General features: G+C 43.1%; 12 protein-coding genes. 8 read left to right on the forward strand and 4 right to left on the reverse strand.

Annotated features, from left to right (window positions below; translation table 11 throughout):
* Nucleotides 1-46: 46 nt before the first annotated feature.
* From HUJ22_RS11305 to HUJ22_RS11315, 3 genes are all read right to left on the reverse strand, one after another.
* Nucleotides 47-640, reverse strand: a complete 594-nt coding sequence (locus tag HUJ22_RS11305) for an outer membrane beta-barrel protein (protein WP_290877498.1) — start codon at nucleotides 638-640, stop codon at nucleotides 47-49.
* 167 nt (nucleotides 641-807) lie between these two features.
* On the reverse strand, nucleotides 808-3,621 hold the full coding sequence (gene uvrA / locus HUJ22_RS11310) for an excinuclease ABC subunit UvrA (RefSeq protein WP_290877501.1): 2,814 nt from the start codon (nucleotides 3,619-3,621) through the stop codon (nucleotides 808-810).
* A gap of 140 nt (nucleotides 3,622-3,761) precedes the next feature.
* On the reverse strand, nucleotides 3,762-4,709 hold the full coding sequence (locus tag HUJ22_RS11315) for a DUF4097 family beta strand repeat-containing protein (protein WP_290877504.1): 948 nt from the start codon (nucleotides 4,707-4,709) through the stop codon (nucleotides 3,762-3,764).
* A 127-nt stretch (nucleotides 4,710-4,836) separates the two neighbouring features.
* On the opposite strand from HUJ22_RS11315, the gene HUJ22_RS11320 reads away from it, so the two are divergent.
* The 7 genes from HUJ22_RS11320 to HUJ22_RS11350 all read left to right on the forward strand — a co-directional run bounded on the left by HUJ22_RS11320 (nucleotide 4,837) and on the right by HUJ22_RS11350 (nucleotide 12,243).
* Nucleotides 4,837-5,688, forward strand: coding sequence for a proline dehydrogenase family protein (locus HUJ22_RS11320; protein WP_290877506.1), 852 nt, complete (start codon nucleotides 4,837-4,839; stop codon nucleotides 5,686-5,688).
* Nucleotides 5,689-5,753: 65 nt separating this feature from the next.
* A complete protein-coding gene (locus HUJ22_RS11325; RefSeq protein ID WP_290877509.1) occupies nucleotides 5,754-6,158 on the forward strand; it encodes a DoxX family protein in 405 nt (134 codons plus the stop codon).
* A gap of 102 nt (nucleotides 6,159-6,260) precedes the next feature.
* Complete coding sequence (locus HUJ22_RS11330; RefSeq protein ID WP_290877511.1) at nucleotides 6,261-8,393, forward strand: hypothetical protein; 2,133 nt, start codon at nucleotides 6,261-6,263, stop codon at nucleotides 8,391-8,393.
* A 51-nt stretch (nucleotides 8,394-8,444) separates the two neighbouring features.
* The gene (locus HUJ22_RS11335) at nucleotides 8,445-9,539 is read left to right on the forward strand and encodes a M23 family metallopeptidase (RefSeq protein ID WP_290877513.1); all 1,095 of its coding nucleotides are present in this window, start codon (nucleotides 8,445-8,447) and stop codon (nucleotides 9,537-9,539) included.
* A gap of 188 nt (nucleotides 9,540-9,727) precedes the next feature.
* Complete coding sequence (locus HUJ22_RS11340; RefSeq protein ID WP_290877516.1) at nucleotides 9,728-10,396, forward strand: nitroreductase family protein; 669 nt, start codon at nucleotides 9,728-9,730, stop codon at nucleotides 10,394-10,396.
* A 79-nt stretch (nucleotides 10,397-10,475) separates the two neighbouring features.
* Nucleotides 10,476-11,090 carry a TlpA disulfide reductase family protein gene (locus tag HUJ22_RS11345; RefSeq protein WP_290877519.1) on the forward strand — a complete coding sequence of 205 codons (615 nt, stop codon included), beginning with the start codon at nucleotides 10,476-10,478 and terminating at the stop codon, nucleotides 11,088-11,090.
* An 85-nt stretch (nucleotides 11,091-11,175) separates the two neighbouring features.
* Nucleotides 11,176-12,243, forward strand: a complete 1,068-nt coding sequence (locus HUJ22_RS11350) for a VOC family protein (RefSeq protein WP_290877522.1) — start codon at nucleotides 11,176-11,178, stop codon at nucleotides 12,241-12,243.
* 41 nt (nucleotides 12,244-12,284) lie between these two features.
* Here HUJ22_RS11350 and tyrA read toward each other — a convergent pair whose 3' ends face one another.
* A complete protein-coding gene (tyrA, locus tag HUJ22_RS11355) occupies nucleotides 12,285-13,418 on the reverse strand; it encodes a bifunctional chorismate mutase/prephenate dehydrogenase (RefSeq protein ID WP_290877525.1) in 1,134 nt (377 codons plus the stop codon).
* A gap of 205 nt (nucleotides 13,419-13,623) precedes the next feature.
* On the opposite strand from tyrA, the gene uvrB reads away from it, so the two are divergent.
* On the forward strand, nucleotides 13,624-15,675 hold the full coding sequence (uvrB, locus tag HUJ22_RS11360) for an excinuclease ABC subunit UvrB (RefSeq protein ID WP_290877528.1): 2,052 nt from the start codon (nucleotides 13,624-13,626) through the stop codon (nucleotides 15,673-15,675).
* Nucleotides 15,676-15,679: the final 4 nt, after the last annotated feature.

Below are 15,679 nucleotides of genomic sequence, written 5' to 3' on the forward strand. Positions count from 1 at the left end.
GATGCTTTGCACACCGCCTTTTAAGTTCGTTAAAAACATTAAATATTTAAAAATGTATGCCCGCCGTTAATGCAAACGCTCCATTTTTTTGTCCGTCTTCCAGTGTGGGCTCAGATATAACATTGGTTAGACCCGCTGTATATCTAAATTCCAAGCTAAGGCGGCTAATTGATACCCCCGCACCTACAACAACTCCGAAATCCGTCCCTTCAAATAAGTCATCAGCATTCGCGGAACCACTCCCGTCATCGAATTCTGAATTGATATTAAACCCGGCATAAGGACCAAAGAAAACTTCGGGCTTTACCGGTACTGCCGGCGCTCCAAAACCAAATTTTGCCAGTACAGGAATCTGAATATAATCCAAAGAGTAGTTAGCATCAGTGTTTTCGAAATTACTTCCATATTGTGCATATAAAACTTCAGGCTGTATGGCCATGGGCGTAGCCGGGATGTTAATATTGGCATAAATCCCGCCTAAAAACCCTGTTTTGTATTCCGCATTGTCAGTATTATTAAAAGTGGCGAAATTGAGTCCTGCTTTTACACCAAATTTTGGTAACACCTGTGCATGGGCTGTGCTTCCTGCTACTATAAACGCACCGAATAGTACTCCACATAGTATTTTCTTTAAATTCATCTTAGCTCTTTTTTAGTTGTTGTTGAAACCGGCTAGTCTTATTTATCCGCCCGGCTTTTGTATAGTAATAATATTGGCTTCTCTTTACAATAAAAGCTTTAAACCAGCTTCTGAAACTTACCTGTAAATTTGTTCTAAGTTCCTTAACAACTTGCGGGGTTTTACTGCTACCCTTTCAGGTAGTCTTTCAAAAACTGACCTGTATGACTGTCTTCCATTTTCATAAGATCTTCCGGCGTACCTTCGCCAATCACCTGTCCACCACCAAAGCCTCCTTCAGGGCCTAAATCAATGACCCAGTCAGCACATTTTATGATATCGAGGTTATGCTCAATAATAATAACCGAATGGCCTTGCGCAACTAATTCATTAAATGAATCAAGGAGTTTGGCTACATCTTCGAAATGGAGACCGGTAGTAGGCTCATCAAAAAAGTAAAGCGTATGATCCGTGGATGTTTTTGCCAGGAAACGTGCGAGTTTGACCCTTTGAGCTTCTCCGCCTGAAAGTGTGGTAGCACTTTGTCCCAGTTTTAAATACCCCAAACCCACATCTTCCAGCGGCTGCAACTTATTGATAATGGTAGCTTCATCCACAAAAAACTCGATCGCTTCTGAAACAGGCATATCCAATACATCATGAATGTTTTTGCCCCGATACTTTACGTTGAGTACGTCTTTTCGAAAACGTGTGCCATTACATACTTCACAGGTTAATTCAATATCTGCCATGAACTGCATTTCAATACGCTGAACTCCTTCTCCCTGGCAATTCTCACACCTTCCCCCAGGTACGTTAAAGGAAAAATGCCCCGGAGTATAACCCATAATTTTGGCCTGCTTAGTGTTCGAGAACAAATCCCGAATTCCATCAAACGCTTTGGTATAAGTGGCGGGGTTTGACCGGGAGGATCTCCCAATCGGACTTTGATCCACCATTTCAACACCGTGTATTGCAGCCATCCCCGAGAGGTCAGAAAAACGGCCTACTTTATCATTGTAAGTACCAATGTGTTTTTGAATTCCGGCATACAATGTGTCATGTACCAAGGTTGATTTCCCTGAACCGGAAACACCCGTAACCACAGTCATCATACCCAGTGGGAATTCTACATTTATATTTTTCAGGTTATGTTCAGAAGCCCCCTCAAGGGACAAGGTTTTTCCGCTTCCCTTTCTTCTTTTTTGCGGCACCGGAATTTCTTTTCGCCGGCTTAAAAATTTACCTGTCAGCGTATCCGCTTTTAAAAGCTTATCTACCGTTCCGCTGAAAACCACTTCTCCGCCATGTGTTCCGGCAAAGGGGCCTATATCAATAACATTATCGGCCGCCTTAATCATTTCGGGATCATGTTCTACCACCAGAACAGTATTTCCGATATCGCGCAAAGACTCCAGAATTTTAATAAGACGATCATTATCGCGGGGATGAAGCCCTATTGTAGGCTCGTCCAATACATATAAACTTCCGATCAGGGAACTCCCCAGGGCATTTGCAAGGCTGATTCGCTGAGACTCTCCCCCGCTCAGCGTGTTCGCAAGCCGGTCTAAGGTTAAATAATCCAAACCGACTTCATCCAGGTATTTCAAACGCTTTCTGATCTCATACAAGATCTGCCCGGCCACCTCTTCTTCAAACTCGGTGAGCTCCAGCCCGTCAAAATATTCCCGGGCATGGCCAATGGTCAGCTCCGAAACTTCGCCTATATGCAAGTCGCCCACTTTTACGTATAACGCATCTTTTCGCACCCTATAACCCTCACATTCCGGGCAGCGACTGTAGCCGCGATAGCGGGAATACAAGACTCGCATATGTACTTTATACGATTGATTTTTTATCTCATCAAAAAACTTCCAGATACCTATATATTCATCTTTTCCCTTCCAAATGATGTCTTTCACTTCTTTGGGGAGCTCTGCATATGGTGTGTCGATTGAAAATTTTTCACGGGCACACACTTTAATCAAATCCCGCAAATGCATACTGAATTTTTGGGAAGTAAATGGGGCAATGGCTCCATTTCGTATGGTTTTTTGATGATCCGGGATCACCAAGTCCTCATCAATTCCGGCTACGCGGCCAAAGCCCTCACATTCATCACAAGCACCAAATGGATTGTTGAAAGAAAACATTTGAGGGGTGGGCTCGGTGAATTCAATGCCATCCATTTCAAACCTTTCACTGAATGAAAGTTCTTCACCTCCTCTCATTTTGATAGAGCAACGGCCGGCACCCTCCTGAAAAGCTGTTTCCAGAGAGTCCGCAATTCTAGTTCGGGTGGCTTCATCATCCTTCAAAACCAACCGGTCAATTAAAACCCGGTGCTTGTCTGCCTTGAATTTTTTGGGGTTCACCTCATCTGTTGTCAAGTCTATCAAACTCTCGTCATCCATATTCAGCAGACGCGTAAGCCCTTTTTCTTTGAGCACTTTCAGCTCTTCATCCAGTTTCTTTTTGTCGTGATGAGGAATGGGGTGCAATACATAAAACCGCTCTCCTTCCTCCTGAGTCTCAAATAATTTCTTAATGGCCGTTCGTGGGGAATCTTTCTTTACTACCTCTCCCGATTTAGGAGAAATCGTCTTTCCAATCCGTGCAAAAAGCAGCCGGACATAATCATAGATTTCGGTAGTCGTACCTACCGTAGAACGCGGATTGCTTGAGGTGGTTTTCTGTTGAATGGCCATGGCGGGAGAAATACCCTGCATAAAATCTACATCGGGTTTATCCATGCGTTCCAGGAACTGCCGGGCATAACTTGACAAGCTTTCCACATACCGGCGTTGCCCCTCTGCATAAATAGTATCAAAAGCGAGGCTTGATTTACCTGAGCCGGACACTCCGGTTACCACCGTAAGCTTGCCGCGGGGAATCTCTACATCAATATTTTTGAGATTGTGGGTCCGGGCACCCTTAATAATGATCGGGCGCTCTTCTTCTTGTTCTTTTGCTTTTTTGGAAGCCGTTTCTGTTGTGGACATATAGAAATTGAATTCTGAATTCGTCGAACCCTGAATATAAGGATTTAACGTCGGCAAACCGACACCATCTCACAACAAAAAAAGCGAGAGAACCTATCCCTCGCTTTTTACTTTAGCTACTAATTTCTTCCTTGGTGCAATTACAAATATTCTAAGCGAACAGAGCCACCACTTGTTTTGGCACTAATCTTTGTTCCGCCACCGTTAAATGATCCGCGAATTTCATCTTTTTCGGCTTTTCCGCTAAAATTCACCAAGTCGGCATAAACGCGATTTCCGTCCAGGTCCAGGTCATATCCATTTTCCTGTGGTACGGTAATGGTGATGCTTCCGCCACTTGTTCTTAAATCAATGACCTCAGAAGGAGCAAGGATTTCAGCCCGTATTGAGCCCCCACTGGTTTTAGCTTCTACATTTCCCTCTACTCCGCTTAGCCTGATGCTTCCCCCGCTTGTTCTGGCATCTAAATTACCAACCAACATCTCGGCCCGAATTGTCCCTCCGCTGGTATTGGCTTCTACATCACCCTGAGCATCCGTGATGGTAATACTGCCTCCGGACGTTTTCAGAATCATCCGGCCTTGTATGCCTTCTGTGGTAATGCTTCCTCCGCTTGTCCTCAATTCTTGTGAACCCTGCAGGTTTTTCGCACTTAGGCTGCCTCCGCTGGTTTTCAAGCGGGAGCGGGTTTCATTGGGGGCATGCACAAGAAAAGAGACCGAATAATTGTCATTCCAGTTCCACCCTCGGTTTGACTTCCGTTCTGCAATCGCCTTAACGGTATTTCCATCCTGGCTAATGCTGATTTCATAATCATCCAGGTCAGCTTGTCCGGGCTCAATGTAATTCCCTTGGTGGCGTACAAACATTTCAACTACAACTTCATCCTTGTTTGTGCCCACCACACTGATACTGCCTCCAGACGTCTGAACCTCAAGGCTCACCGCTCCGGATACGCCGAATGTTTCAGTTCTATAGGCATCCTCACTTGACTGAGCTAAGCCGGTTTGAACTGCCAGCAGCATAAGGGCAAGAAAAGCAGTCCATGAAATTGCCAGACTCCATATATATCTTTTATCTGTACTCATAATATTTTTCCATTAGTTTTAAAGATCTGTTCATTTACACGAATAAAATTCCGGATAGTTACACCTTCGAATAGTGTTTGAGTGTTAACTATTGTTTAACTTTGCGCGCTTAATAAATTGGAATCATATGAAATTACCTTTCTTTCTTGCAAAGCGTTTTGTGGCCGGCGAGTCATTTAAAGAGTCTATTCCCAAAGCAAAACAATTAAATAATAAAGACCTCAAGCTTACCCTCGATCTTTTGGGTGAAAACGTAAAAGATCGCCAAACCGCCACCGACACCGTAGATGCATATATTCGGTTACTCGAAGGAATCAAAGAACATGGGTTAATCAGTAGCATCTCTATCAAACTTACAATGATGGGGCTCGATATCGATCATGACTTTTGCCAGGAAAATTTATTCCGTTTGCTGGATGTGGCGAAAGAGCAAAACCAGTTTGTTCGAATTGACATGGAGGGTTCCGATTGCACGCAGATTACCCTTGATATTTTTAAGGAAGCTTTTCAGAAATACGGTAAACATGTGGGCACGGTAATTCAGTCGATGTTATTCCGAAGCAAAGACGATATCAACGAACTGGCCGAAATGGGCGCAGATATCCGGCTCGTGAAAGGTGCGTACAAAGAACCGGCAAAAATTGCCCTTCAGGATATGCCCGCCATTCGTGAAGCCTTTAAGGAACAGGCCAAAGTTTTGTTGGAAAAAACAGAGTTCCCCCGATTTGGAACTCACGACGATGAACTTATCGACTGGCTAAAGCGCTATACTGCTGATAAAAACATCCCCAAAGACCGGTTCGAATTTCAGATGCTATACGGACTTCGGGAAGAAACCATGGTTCAGCTTACGGATGAAGAGTATTGTACTCGTGTTTATGTTCCGTTTGGTACCGATTGGTTTCCCTATTTCACCCGCAGGCTCATGGAGCGAAAAGAAAATATTTGGTTCATTTTCAGCACTATGTTTAAGAAGTGAGTTAATAAAAAAGTGATGAGTAATAAAGTAGGCTTGTACTAAATTTACGTTCAAATGAATATTTTATGATGCTTATCATTTTCTCTAATCTCACTTTATCAACCATTTTTGATCCTGAATTCCATCGTTACCTGATCGGGTCGCTTTTTATCCTTGCGGGGATTCTGCATTTCATAAAACCGCAAGTTTATAGCAAGATTATGCCCGATTACATTCCTTACCACCGCGCTATGGTTTTTATAAGCGGGGTGTTTGAGATATTGGGAGGCATTGGCTTTTTGGTTCCTGCTCTTAGAATTTACGCGGCCTGGGGATTGATTCTCCTCCTTATTGTCGTTTTCCCTGCAAATATTGAGATGGCCCGGAAAGGATACAGAAAGCATGGCCTCACCCTTTATACCTGGCTGCTTATTGCCCGCCTTCCACTTCAATTTGTGTTAATCTGGTGGGTATATTGGGCAGGGATTTAGTGATAAAGCAGACTTTCGAAAAAACAGAGCTAATCTCACTTATTCGTTACCGTCAGTTTTTCTAACTTACTGCCTCACGGATCACTTTATTACTTCACTGACTTGAAGCTCTCTATAAAAAACTTTCTGCCCATTTTGATTGGTCTGCTATTATTAGGCATTCCTCTCCTTCGTGATTTCCATTTTGAATCCGCTATGTTAGCCGGAATAATTGGATGCTTTTGGGCCGGAATTCGCTCTTCACAACAAACGGCTAAACAAGATTTTTTCTCAGCACTCAAAATTCTCGGGTTATTGTTCCTCGCAGGCCTTCCTCTTTTTGTGTATTCCCTTATCACCGGGTGCCTTACGATTGATGGAATTGGATTTTGGCTATTCATTCCCCTACCCAGTGTTTTCTTCGGGACTGCTATCGGGCGTCTGACTCGTAAGTTTCGGTTTCCCTTTCCTAAAACGGGAACTATTCTGGTTCTTCTTTTTTGCGCAATCGGATTATGGCTGATTGAGTTTTTTACATTCCCTCAAGTCTATTTTTATAATCACGTTTGGGGAGTTTGGCCGGGGCCTATTTATGATGAAGCTGTTCATTTAACGGGTTCTTTTTTCTACTTTCGCTGGCTTACTTTTTTGTGGATTGTCATGCTTTGGGTTATTCCCGTGTGGAGCAGAAACCGGCAAACAAAGCTCATTACCGCGCTCACCCTTTTAAGCCTCATTTTCAGCTATACGAATCTGGATGAAGCCGGTATTATCAGCCCTCGTCAAATTATTCAGCAGCAACTGGGAGGAGAGTTTCAGACTAAACATTTTGAGCTTTTTTACGATGATACGTTTTATTCAACGGAAGAAATCTCGTATTGGGCTGCTCGACATGAATTTCACTTTCAACAAATCATTGAGCAGTTAAATATTACCTGGCCAGACAATCGAAAAATAGAAAGTTATCTGTATGCTCATGCCTGGCAAAAAAAGAAAATTACCGGGGCAAAGTTCACGAGTTATGTCCCTATTTGGCTGGAAAAAGATCAACTTCACATTGCCAAGCAACAGCTGGATGATGTCCTGAAACACGAATTGGTACATGTTGTTTCCAAACAATTTGGCAATAATCTTTTTAACGGGAGCTGGAATATTGGATTAATTGAGGGATTGGCAGAAGGCATTGCCAAAGACGCTTCTTCTCGCTCCACCTTACATCAAATTGTAGCTGCAGAGAAACCCTATCCAACAGCAGAGGAAATACAATCAGCCTTATCCATGTGGGGGTTTTATGGGAGTGCCGGTGCTATCAGCTATACAACCATGGGTTCTTTTACCGAATATTTACTGGCTGAATATCCCGCTGGGTATTTTAAAGAGGCTTATAAATCGGCAAATATAAAATCCGCTTACCCAAAACCTGTTGAAGAACTCGTTTCCGTTTGGCATCAAACGCTTGATAATACGCCCCTCGACTCTGTTGACCGGCAAGTCTCTGAATTTATATTTGCTCAACGCTCTCTGTTCGAAAAGCCCTGCCCGCATTCGGTAGACAAGGGATTACGGTTATGGGATACCTATCAGTTTCAACTGTCTGAAAATGATAGTTCTGCAGCCTACAATAACCTGGATGAGCTATATGTCTTTACTCCTGATAATGATTTGGTTTTAGAGGCCTGGGTTCGCTCTCAGTTAGTCCGGAAAAATTATGCGGCAGCAGTTAACGCCATCTCCTCAAACGATACCCTCTTAACCCTTCAAGTTCTGAAAACAGATGCCCTGTATTTAGCTAAGGGTTATCAAAAGGCCGATTCACTTCTCAAAAACTTAGCCCCTGATATACAGTCTTCAACAGCCCGAAACTTTCGATATACGCTGGAAATGAGGCAGGACAGTTTACAGTGGCTTTATCATACAAACAGGCGCTTTGCAACCATTTTACCTGATAGTTCAGAGTTCCATTCTCATAACCTTCCAAACCAAATGCTGAGTTTAAACAAAGCGGTGGAAGAAAACCGCCCTCAATTGATTTTCCTTTATGCGTCATTGCTTTTGAATTATCCTACTGATACTGACTGGTTTGATATATATGAGGCCACTATAAATAAGCTGGCCTATCATGGACATTTTGAGCTGTCAAAAAAATGGATAGAAAGAACCTCTTCTTTGAACCTGCGGCTTCGTTATTCTGAACGGCTGCAAGAACAACAAGAGTGGGTTAATTTTCTTTCTAACTATAATGCTGTTGCAGATTAGACGTTTTATAATCATGTTTAGGCCAATAATTAATAGGATATGCCGGGTTTGATGGGTAATAAAAGCATCTACTTTTTCTCTGGTTGGGTCTGTATGCTATGGCTGTCTCTTGCTGCTTTACCTCAAGCTGCCAGTGCCCAGGATTGGAGGCTTTCTGCCAACTATAACATTCAAAGCGTAAGCCTCAATTATGTCCCCAACCGAACTTATCGCGGCGATATCGGAGCTGTTTCTAAAGGAATACTTGAGTTTGAACTTGAGCGATATCTGTTTTACAGGGCTTATCTGGCCGGAAAAGCTGAGTTTTTAGTTCATAACCAACAAAGCCTTTTCATTGGCGGCCCCGTTAATTACGAGCAATTTAACCTGGGGGCTTTAGCCGGATTGCAATGGCCCAAAGTTGGAGTGTATGGTGGGGTTAAGTTAGGCGGTGTTTGGGATGTCCGCGTTCGGGCTACAAGCCCAACGAATAGAAACCAAACTTGGGTAGCGCCGGAAAAATTCACCGGTCAGTTTACTACTGGTTTTACGGTGGGTATCAAATATTATTTACTCAATTTTGTCCGGTTGCAAGCTGAGGTTAATCAAACCTATAACCTTCCCAAAAATATTGTTCCTCAGGGCAGTTTCACCGAAAACCCGGCTTTTAGATCCTTTGACTTCAATCCCGTTTCATTTTCTGTGGGTATTTCAATAGGCCTCCCTTGGAGCCGGCCCAAAAAGAGCGAAAAACGAACTAAAACCAAGCTTCCCCCTCTTATGCGTGTCTCCTCTGTGAATTTCTCTTCCCCGCTAAAGGACACTTTTGTTACCTCAGAATTTGGCCCCCGATGGAACAGTGAACATCAGGGAATAGATTTAAATGCCGGTTTACGAGATAATATTTTCGCTGTGGAACAGGGAATTGTAGTGAAGGCCGGAAATGGACGGGGCTATGGTAAGATGGTTCGTATAAAACATTCCGGCGGATTTGAATCGGTTTATGCACATATGAGCCGTATCAATGTAAAAGAGGGAGACCGTATCCGAAAGGGCGATGTCGTTGGCAAGGCGGGTAATACAGGAACCTCAAGCGGTGTACATCTTCATTTTGAAATTATTAAGGACGGAAAACATGTAAACCCACTCTCTTATATTCGTTTTTAGCGACTAACCATTTCCTTTAGTACCTCAGAATTAAATAAAACGATTGGAAAATAATCCCTGCTGATTTTCGCCCATTTTCAGTTTATAATACAACTGCTAACGAAGAAACCGATTAGCTATTGAAGTTCCCCCATGATGGCTTGCCAAAGGTTCCGGGGAATAATAATTTTAATTCAGAACTCTATATTATGCGAGAAGCCATTTTTGTCCCTCTAACTTCTTACAAAGAGATGCCGGTGAAAGAAATGAAGCGGCAGGCAGCGGAATTTTATAATAAGATGAAAAATCGCCGTACTGTGCGGGATTTTTCTGGCCGGCCTGTTCCTCGAGAAATCATTGAACATTGTTTGTTAGCAGCCGGAACCGCTCCAAATGGGGCTAATAAACAGCCCTGGCATTTTGTGGCTGTAAGCGACCCTGAAGTGAAAAAGAAAATTCGCCAAGAGGCAGAAAAGGAAGAGCGGGAATTTTACAATCGCCGTGCTCCCGAAGACTGGCTCGAAGATCTCCAACCCTTCGGAACGGATGAAAATAAGCCCTTCCTTGAAAAAGCTCCGTACTTAATCGGAATATTTGCCCAAAGCTATAAAATTGATGAATACGGAGAAAAAGAGAAGCATTATTACGTAAAAGAGTCTGTTGGTATAGCCACCGGGATTTTAATAACCGCACTCCATAATGCCGGGTTGGCAACACTTACGCACACCCCAAGCCCCATGGGGTTTTTAAATGAAATTTTGGGAAGGCCTTCCTATGAAAAACCATTTTTGTTACTCGTTGTTGGTTATCCGGAGGAGGGGGTTAAAGTGCCGGACATCACTAAAAAATCGCTGGAAGAAATTTCTACTTTTATCTGAGAATACCTTCCTATTTCCGTCGTATTTTGCTTGTAACTACAACCCTGTTTCTCTTTATGTTTATTCTGATATTCATTGAATGACTGAAAAAGATCCTCATTCCAAAAAATCTGCCTTTAAAAAAGAACTCATACAGTGGGCTGTTATTATTTTGATTGGTGCCGGTTTGTATGTTACCGGATATCATACCGAAGTAATTGGCAAGCTTCAAAGCGTATTACTCTATACCGGTATTCTCCAGCCCGACACGGAGGAGTCTGTTGTTCATGGCCGCAGTGCAGACTACAACATGCCTCTTCTCACCCTTGACGGAGAACGTACTTCACTTGCCGAATTCAAAGGAAAAACCATCTTTATGAATCTTTGGGCCACTTGGTGTCCGCCCTGTATAGCTGAGATGCCGAATATCCAACGGTTATATGATAATATTGAAGATGAAAATATAGTGTTTGTAATGGCCTCACTGGATGATGATCCCCAAAAAGCGCGGGACTTCATAGCCCGGAAAGGATTCACATTCCCGGTTTATTCAGTTCTTGCAAAGCCCCGTATATATGATAGTTCAGTAGTACCGACCACCTACGTTATTTCTCCGCAAGGGAATATTCTGATGGAACACCGCGGAATGGCAAAATACGATACCAATGATTTTAAAGAATTTTTAATCGCTGTCGCCAAACAAAAAGATAGTTAGTCAGTCAATTTTCCGTTTGTAGCCATCCTTCAAAAACGCTTACCTTGATGTTGAGTTAGGCTTCATTTTTCAATTAAAAAGATATATGGAAAAAGTAATTTCAGGCATTCAACAGATTGGTATCGGTATTCCTGATGTTTACAAGGCAACAGAGTGGTACCGAAAATATTTCGGCATGGATATCAAGGTTTTTGAAGATGCTGCCACCGCAGAATTAATGCTTCCATATACGGGGGGGAAGCCCCATGACCGCACCGCTATACTTACACTAAACATGAAAGGCGGCGGCGGGTTTGAAATCTGGCAATATACCAGCCGAACTCCTCAACCTGCTGATTTTGACCTGATGATTGGAGATCTTGGCATTAACTGTGCCAAAATAAAATCCATAGATGTTCCGGACACCTTTGAAGAAATGGAAAAAGCAGGCCTGCAGGTTTTAACGTCACTGGAAAAAAGTCCGGCTGGTAATTATAACTTTTTTGTGAAAGATTTTAACGGCAATATTTTTCATGTGGTTCAGGGGCACGACTTCTTTAAGAAAAAAACCCCGACATCTACCGGCGGGGTTTCCGGGGCTGTAATTGGCTCCACAGATATTGAAAAATCCCGGACTCTTTACTCTGACATTTTAGGATATAATGAAGTGGTGTATGATGAAACCGGTTCTTTTAGTGATTTCAAGGGGCTGCCCGGCGGAGAGCACACATTCCGCAGAGTGCTACTCAAACATTCAAAGCCCCGGCAAGGGGGCTTTGGCAAAATGTTTGGCCCTACAGAAATTGAGCTGATTGAGGTGCATGGAAGAAAACCGCGCAAACTCTTTAAAGATCGTTATTGGGGTGATTTGGGATTCATCCATCTTTGCTTTGATATTCAGGGCATGGATATGCTGGAAAAAGAACTTGAATCAAACGGCTTCCCATTCACCGTTGACTCTGCCAACAGCTTTGATATGGGAGAAGCCGCCGGCCGGTTTACTTACGTGGAAGACCCCGACGGTACCCTCATTGAGTTTGTGGAAACGCACAAAGTACCTATCATGAAAAAGCTTGGATGGTATATTGATATGACCAAGCGTGATCCTGAAAAAAACTTACCAAACTGGATCATTAATGCCCTTCGTTTCAGCCGGATGAAACCCCAAAAATAATTGACTGTTCAGTATTCCCGGATTATTTGAAACAGGATGCTTTATGCAAACCGATCTGCCAGGCGGTTTATCAGGTATCCGCTTTCCGTTAGCGCTTGAGTTGCAAATTTTCCAAAGAAGTCCGTTACACCTTCAAACTCTTTAATAAAGCCCTCTCGATCATTTTTTTCCACTAATTCAGCCAGCTTTTTATGATGATCAAAAAATTTCATCAGTAAGTCTCGCCTTTCTTTGTTGGCAAAAACAATGTCTGCATAAAGTTCTGCATCCTGCGCAAAAATACGGCCGGTCATCATTAGTTCAGCCCGATAAATTGGCGAGGAGTAGTCAAGCATATCAGAAGGTTTCAAGTCATAATGCTCCATAAAAGATCCATGAAGCAGGGCTACAAAGTGGCGTAATCCTTGAACCAAGTGCATTACATGATCATGTTTTTCCGGATCAGCCTCAATCACCCGCATCCCCCAAAGCTCACATTGATCCTTAAACCAATTTGCTTTTTCTCCGGTTCTCGCATCACAAAAAACCATCAATTGCTTGGATAGATTGTGAACATCGGGGCCGTGCATAGGGTGAAGGCCAATTACCGGCCCATCATGTGCCTTGAGCATTGCCAGAATCGGATTGGATTTATTGCTGGTAAAATCGGCTAAAATGGTTTCCTTTTTCAGCCGCCCGGTCAGTCGCTCAATCACATTTTCCGTTACATTAATTGGTACGGTAACAATCACCATATGCAGTTTTGGTGCCATTTCCTCTAATTCATACCAATTCCCTTTATCAATGGAATAAGTTACATGCCCCGTTTGATCTGCAATCCTTTTGTACAATTTCCCCATACCGCCTTCGCCTCCAATAAACAGAATATGTTTGGGGGCCTCGGTTGCAATGGGGAAGGTTTCCTGAGATTGTGTTGCTCTTGAAGCCGTCATTATCATCCGCAGAAAATCTTCTGCCCACTCAGGATCAATCCCTTTATTCTTTGCCAAATCTTTAAAGGCCTTGGATTTTTCCTCCTCGCGCGCAGGCACGAAAACCGGAAGCTGATTTTCAACTTTTCGCCTGATGACATCCCGAACAATTTCACCCCGCTCAGAAAGCAGGTCTAATATCTGTTCATCTATTTCATCAATTCGTTTTCGTGGTGATTCTAAATCTTTATGTCGGTGAGACATTTGGTTTGATTGTTTGTTGTTTGTGTATTTGTTATTGGTTCTTTTATAAACGCTCTGGTTTCTGCAATTCAATACGCCAATAACCCTTAACTGCCATTATGGAATTATATTTCCGCTTTCACGTTTTAGTGATTCCATTGCAAATAACTTATCCATTTTATGGTTTCCTAAGTTACGTTACAGTTTGTACCTTTAAAAGATATTTATGTCGCAATTCAAACTTCACTCTCCTTACAAACCAGCGGGCGATCAGCCCACCGCCATAGCCGAGCTCTCGGAGGGCCTTCGTTCCGGTGACAAATTCCAAACTTTGCTGGGAATTACCGGTTCCGGAAAAACCCGTACCGTGGCCAGTGTTATCGAAGAGGTTCAGAAACCTACTTTGGTAATGAGCCATAACAAAACGCTTGCGGCACAGCTGTATCGCGAGCTTAGTGACTTTTTTCCGGAAAACCGCGTAGAGTTTTTCATTTCCTATTACGACTATTACCAGCCGGAAGCGTATATGTCTTCTCAGGATAAGTATATTGAGAAAGACCTTTCCATTAATGAAGAAATTCAGCGTTTACGTCTTCGCGCCACCAGTTCACTGTTATCCGGGCGGCGTGATGTCATTATTGTTTCTTCCGTGAGCTGTATTTACGGTATCGGTTCCCCCTCAGAATATGAAAAACTAATCCTGACTTTAAAGACGGGGCAGGAGATTCCGCGGAATACCATCCTTTACGATTTAGTGGATTTGCACTATAACCGTAATGACCTGGAATTTAAACGCGGTTCCTTTCGTGTCCGCGGTGATGTCATTGATGTATTTCCAGCTTATTCTGATGAAGGGTTGCGTATTACCCAATGGGGCGATGAAATTGAATCGCTTCAGCTTTTTAATGTGGACGATGGCTCCATCATTGAATCCGTAAATGAATTTCGTGTATACCCGGCATCGCACTATGTTACCACAAAAGAACGACTGGAAACCTCCATTGATCAGATTCGCGAGGAACTTGAGTGGCGCCGGCAGGTTTTAATTGATGAGGAAAAATTTCTGGAAGCCAAGCGTATTGAGCAGCGTACACTTTTTGACATTGAGATGATCCAGGAAATCGGGTATTGCTCCGGAATTGAAAACTATTCGCGCTACCTGAGTGCCCGAAAACCCGGAGAGCGGCCTTATTGTTTGCTCGATTATTTCCCGGATGATTTTTTAGTGGTTGTGGACGAAAGTCATCAAACGATCCCACAGATTAATGCCATGTACGGTGGAGATCGCTCCCGAAAAATGGAATTGGTAGAACACGGGTTTCGGCTTCCCTCTGCTTTGGACAATCGCCCCCTTACTTTTGATGAATGGGAGTCGCTGGTTAACCAGGTTATTTTTGTGAGTGCTACGCCCAGTGATTATGAGCTAGAGAAATCGGGCGGTGTTTATACCGAACAGATTATTCGTCCAACCGGGCTTATGGAGCCTGAAATTGAAATTCGTCCCCTTGGCAATCAGGTAGATGATTTATTGGCAGAAATTCAGGAACGGGTTGAGAAAAAAGAGCGGGTTTTAGTCATCACTTTGACAAAACGATTGAGTGAAGAGCTCAGTGAATATCTAAAAAACCTTGGTGTCAGTGCTGCTTATATGCACAGTGAATTAAATGCCCTTGAAAGAATCGAAGTTTTGTATAAATTCCGCCGCGGTGACTTTGACGTATTGGTAGGTATTAACTTGCTTCGTGAGGGAATTGATATTCCCGAATTGAGTTTAGTTGCAATTATGGATGCTGATAAAGAAGGCTTCCTTCGATCCGAAACTTCACTGTTTCAGATTGTCGGACGGGCAGCCCGAAATGTTGGCGGTAAAGCCATTTTATATGCGGATAAAATCACAAAAAGCATTCAAAAAGTTGTTGACGAAACGAAACGAAGACGTAAAGTTCAGGAGGATTACAACAAGAAGCACGGCATCACCCCTGAAACCATCAAGAAAGAGTTAAAACCTTTGGTTGACCCGGCGTTAATATCTAACAAAAGTTTCGACTTCGCCAAACCGGGTGAAGAAACGGACGATGATGCCCTTGAAGTGGTAAAAGTTGCTGAAGACGGCATTCAGTATAAAGCAAGTCCGGCGATGAAGGAAGTTACTTTTGAAAACAAAGATAAATTGATTGAGCATCTTCGCGAAACCATGTACCATGCTGCGAAAAATATGGAGTTTGAAGAGGCCGCCAGAATCAGAGATCAAATTGCACAACTAGAAGACGAACTATAATTAG

The organism is Gracilimonas sp. (assembly GCF_014762685.1).
Taxonomy (GTDB): domain Bacteria; phylum Bacteroidota; class Rhodothermia; order Balneolales; family Balneolaceae; genus Gracilimonas.

Coding starts and splice junctions, on each gene's coding strand:
- HUJ22_RS11305 (WP_290877498.1), bottom strand. CDS start 640: ATGAATTTAAAGAAAATACTATGTGGAGTACTATTCGGTGCGTTTATA.
- uvrA (WP_290877501.1), bottom strand. CDS start 3,621: ATGTCCACAACAGAAACGGCTTCCAAAAAAGCAAAAGAACAAGAAGAA.
- HUJ22_RS11315 (WP_290877504.1), bottom strand. CDS start 4,709: ATGAGTACAGATAAAAGATATATATGGAGTCTGGCAATTTCATGGACT.
- HUJ22_RS11320 (WP_290877506.1), top strand. CDS start 4,837: ATGAAATTACCTTTCTTTCTTGCAAAGCGTTTTGTGGCCGGCGAGTCA.
- HUJ22_RS11325 (WP_290877509.1), top strand. CDS start 5,754: ATGATGCTTATCATTTTCTCTAATCTCACTTTATCAACCATTTTTGAT.
- HUJ22_RS11335 (WP_290877513.1), top strand. CDS start 8,445: ATGGGTAATAAAAGCATCTACTTTTTCTCTGGTTGGGTCTGTATGCTA.
- HUJ22_RS11340 (WP_290877516.1), top strand. CDS start 9,728: ATGCGAGAAGCCATTTTTGTCCCTCTAACTTCTTACAAAGAGATGCCG.
- HUJ22_RS11345 (WP_290877519.1), top strand. CDS start 10,476: ATGACTGAAAAAGATCCTCATTCCAAAAAATCTGCCTTTAAAAAAGAA.
- HUJ22_RS11350 (WP_290877522.1), top strand. CDS start 11,176: ATGGAAAAAGTAATTTCAGGCATTCAACAGATTGGTATCGGTATTCCT.
- tyrA (WP_290877525.1), bottom strand. CDS start 13,418: ATGTCTCACCGACATAAAGATTTAGAATCACCACGAAAACGAATTGAT.
- uvrB (WP_290877528.1), top strand. CDS start 13,624: ATGTCGCAATTCAAACTTCACTCTCCTTACAAACCAGCGGGCGATCAG.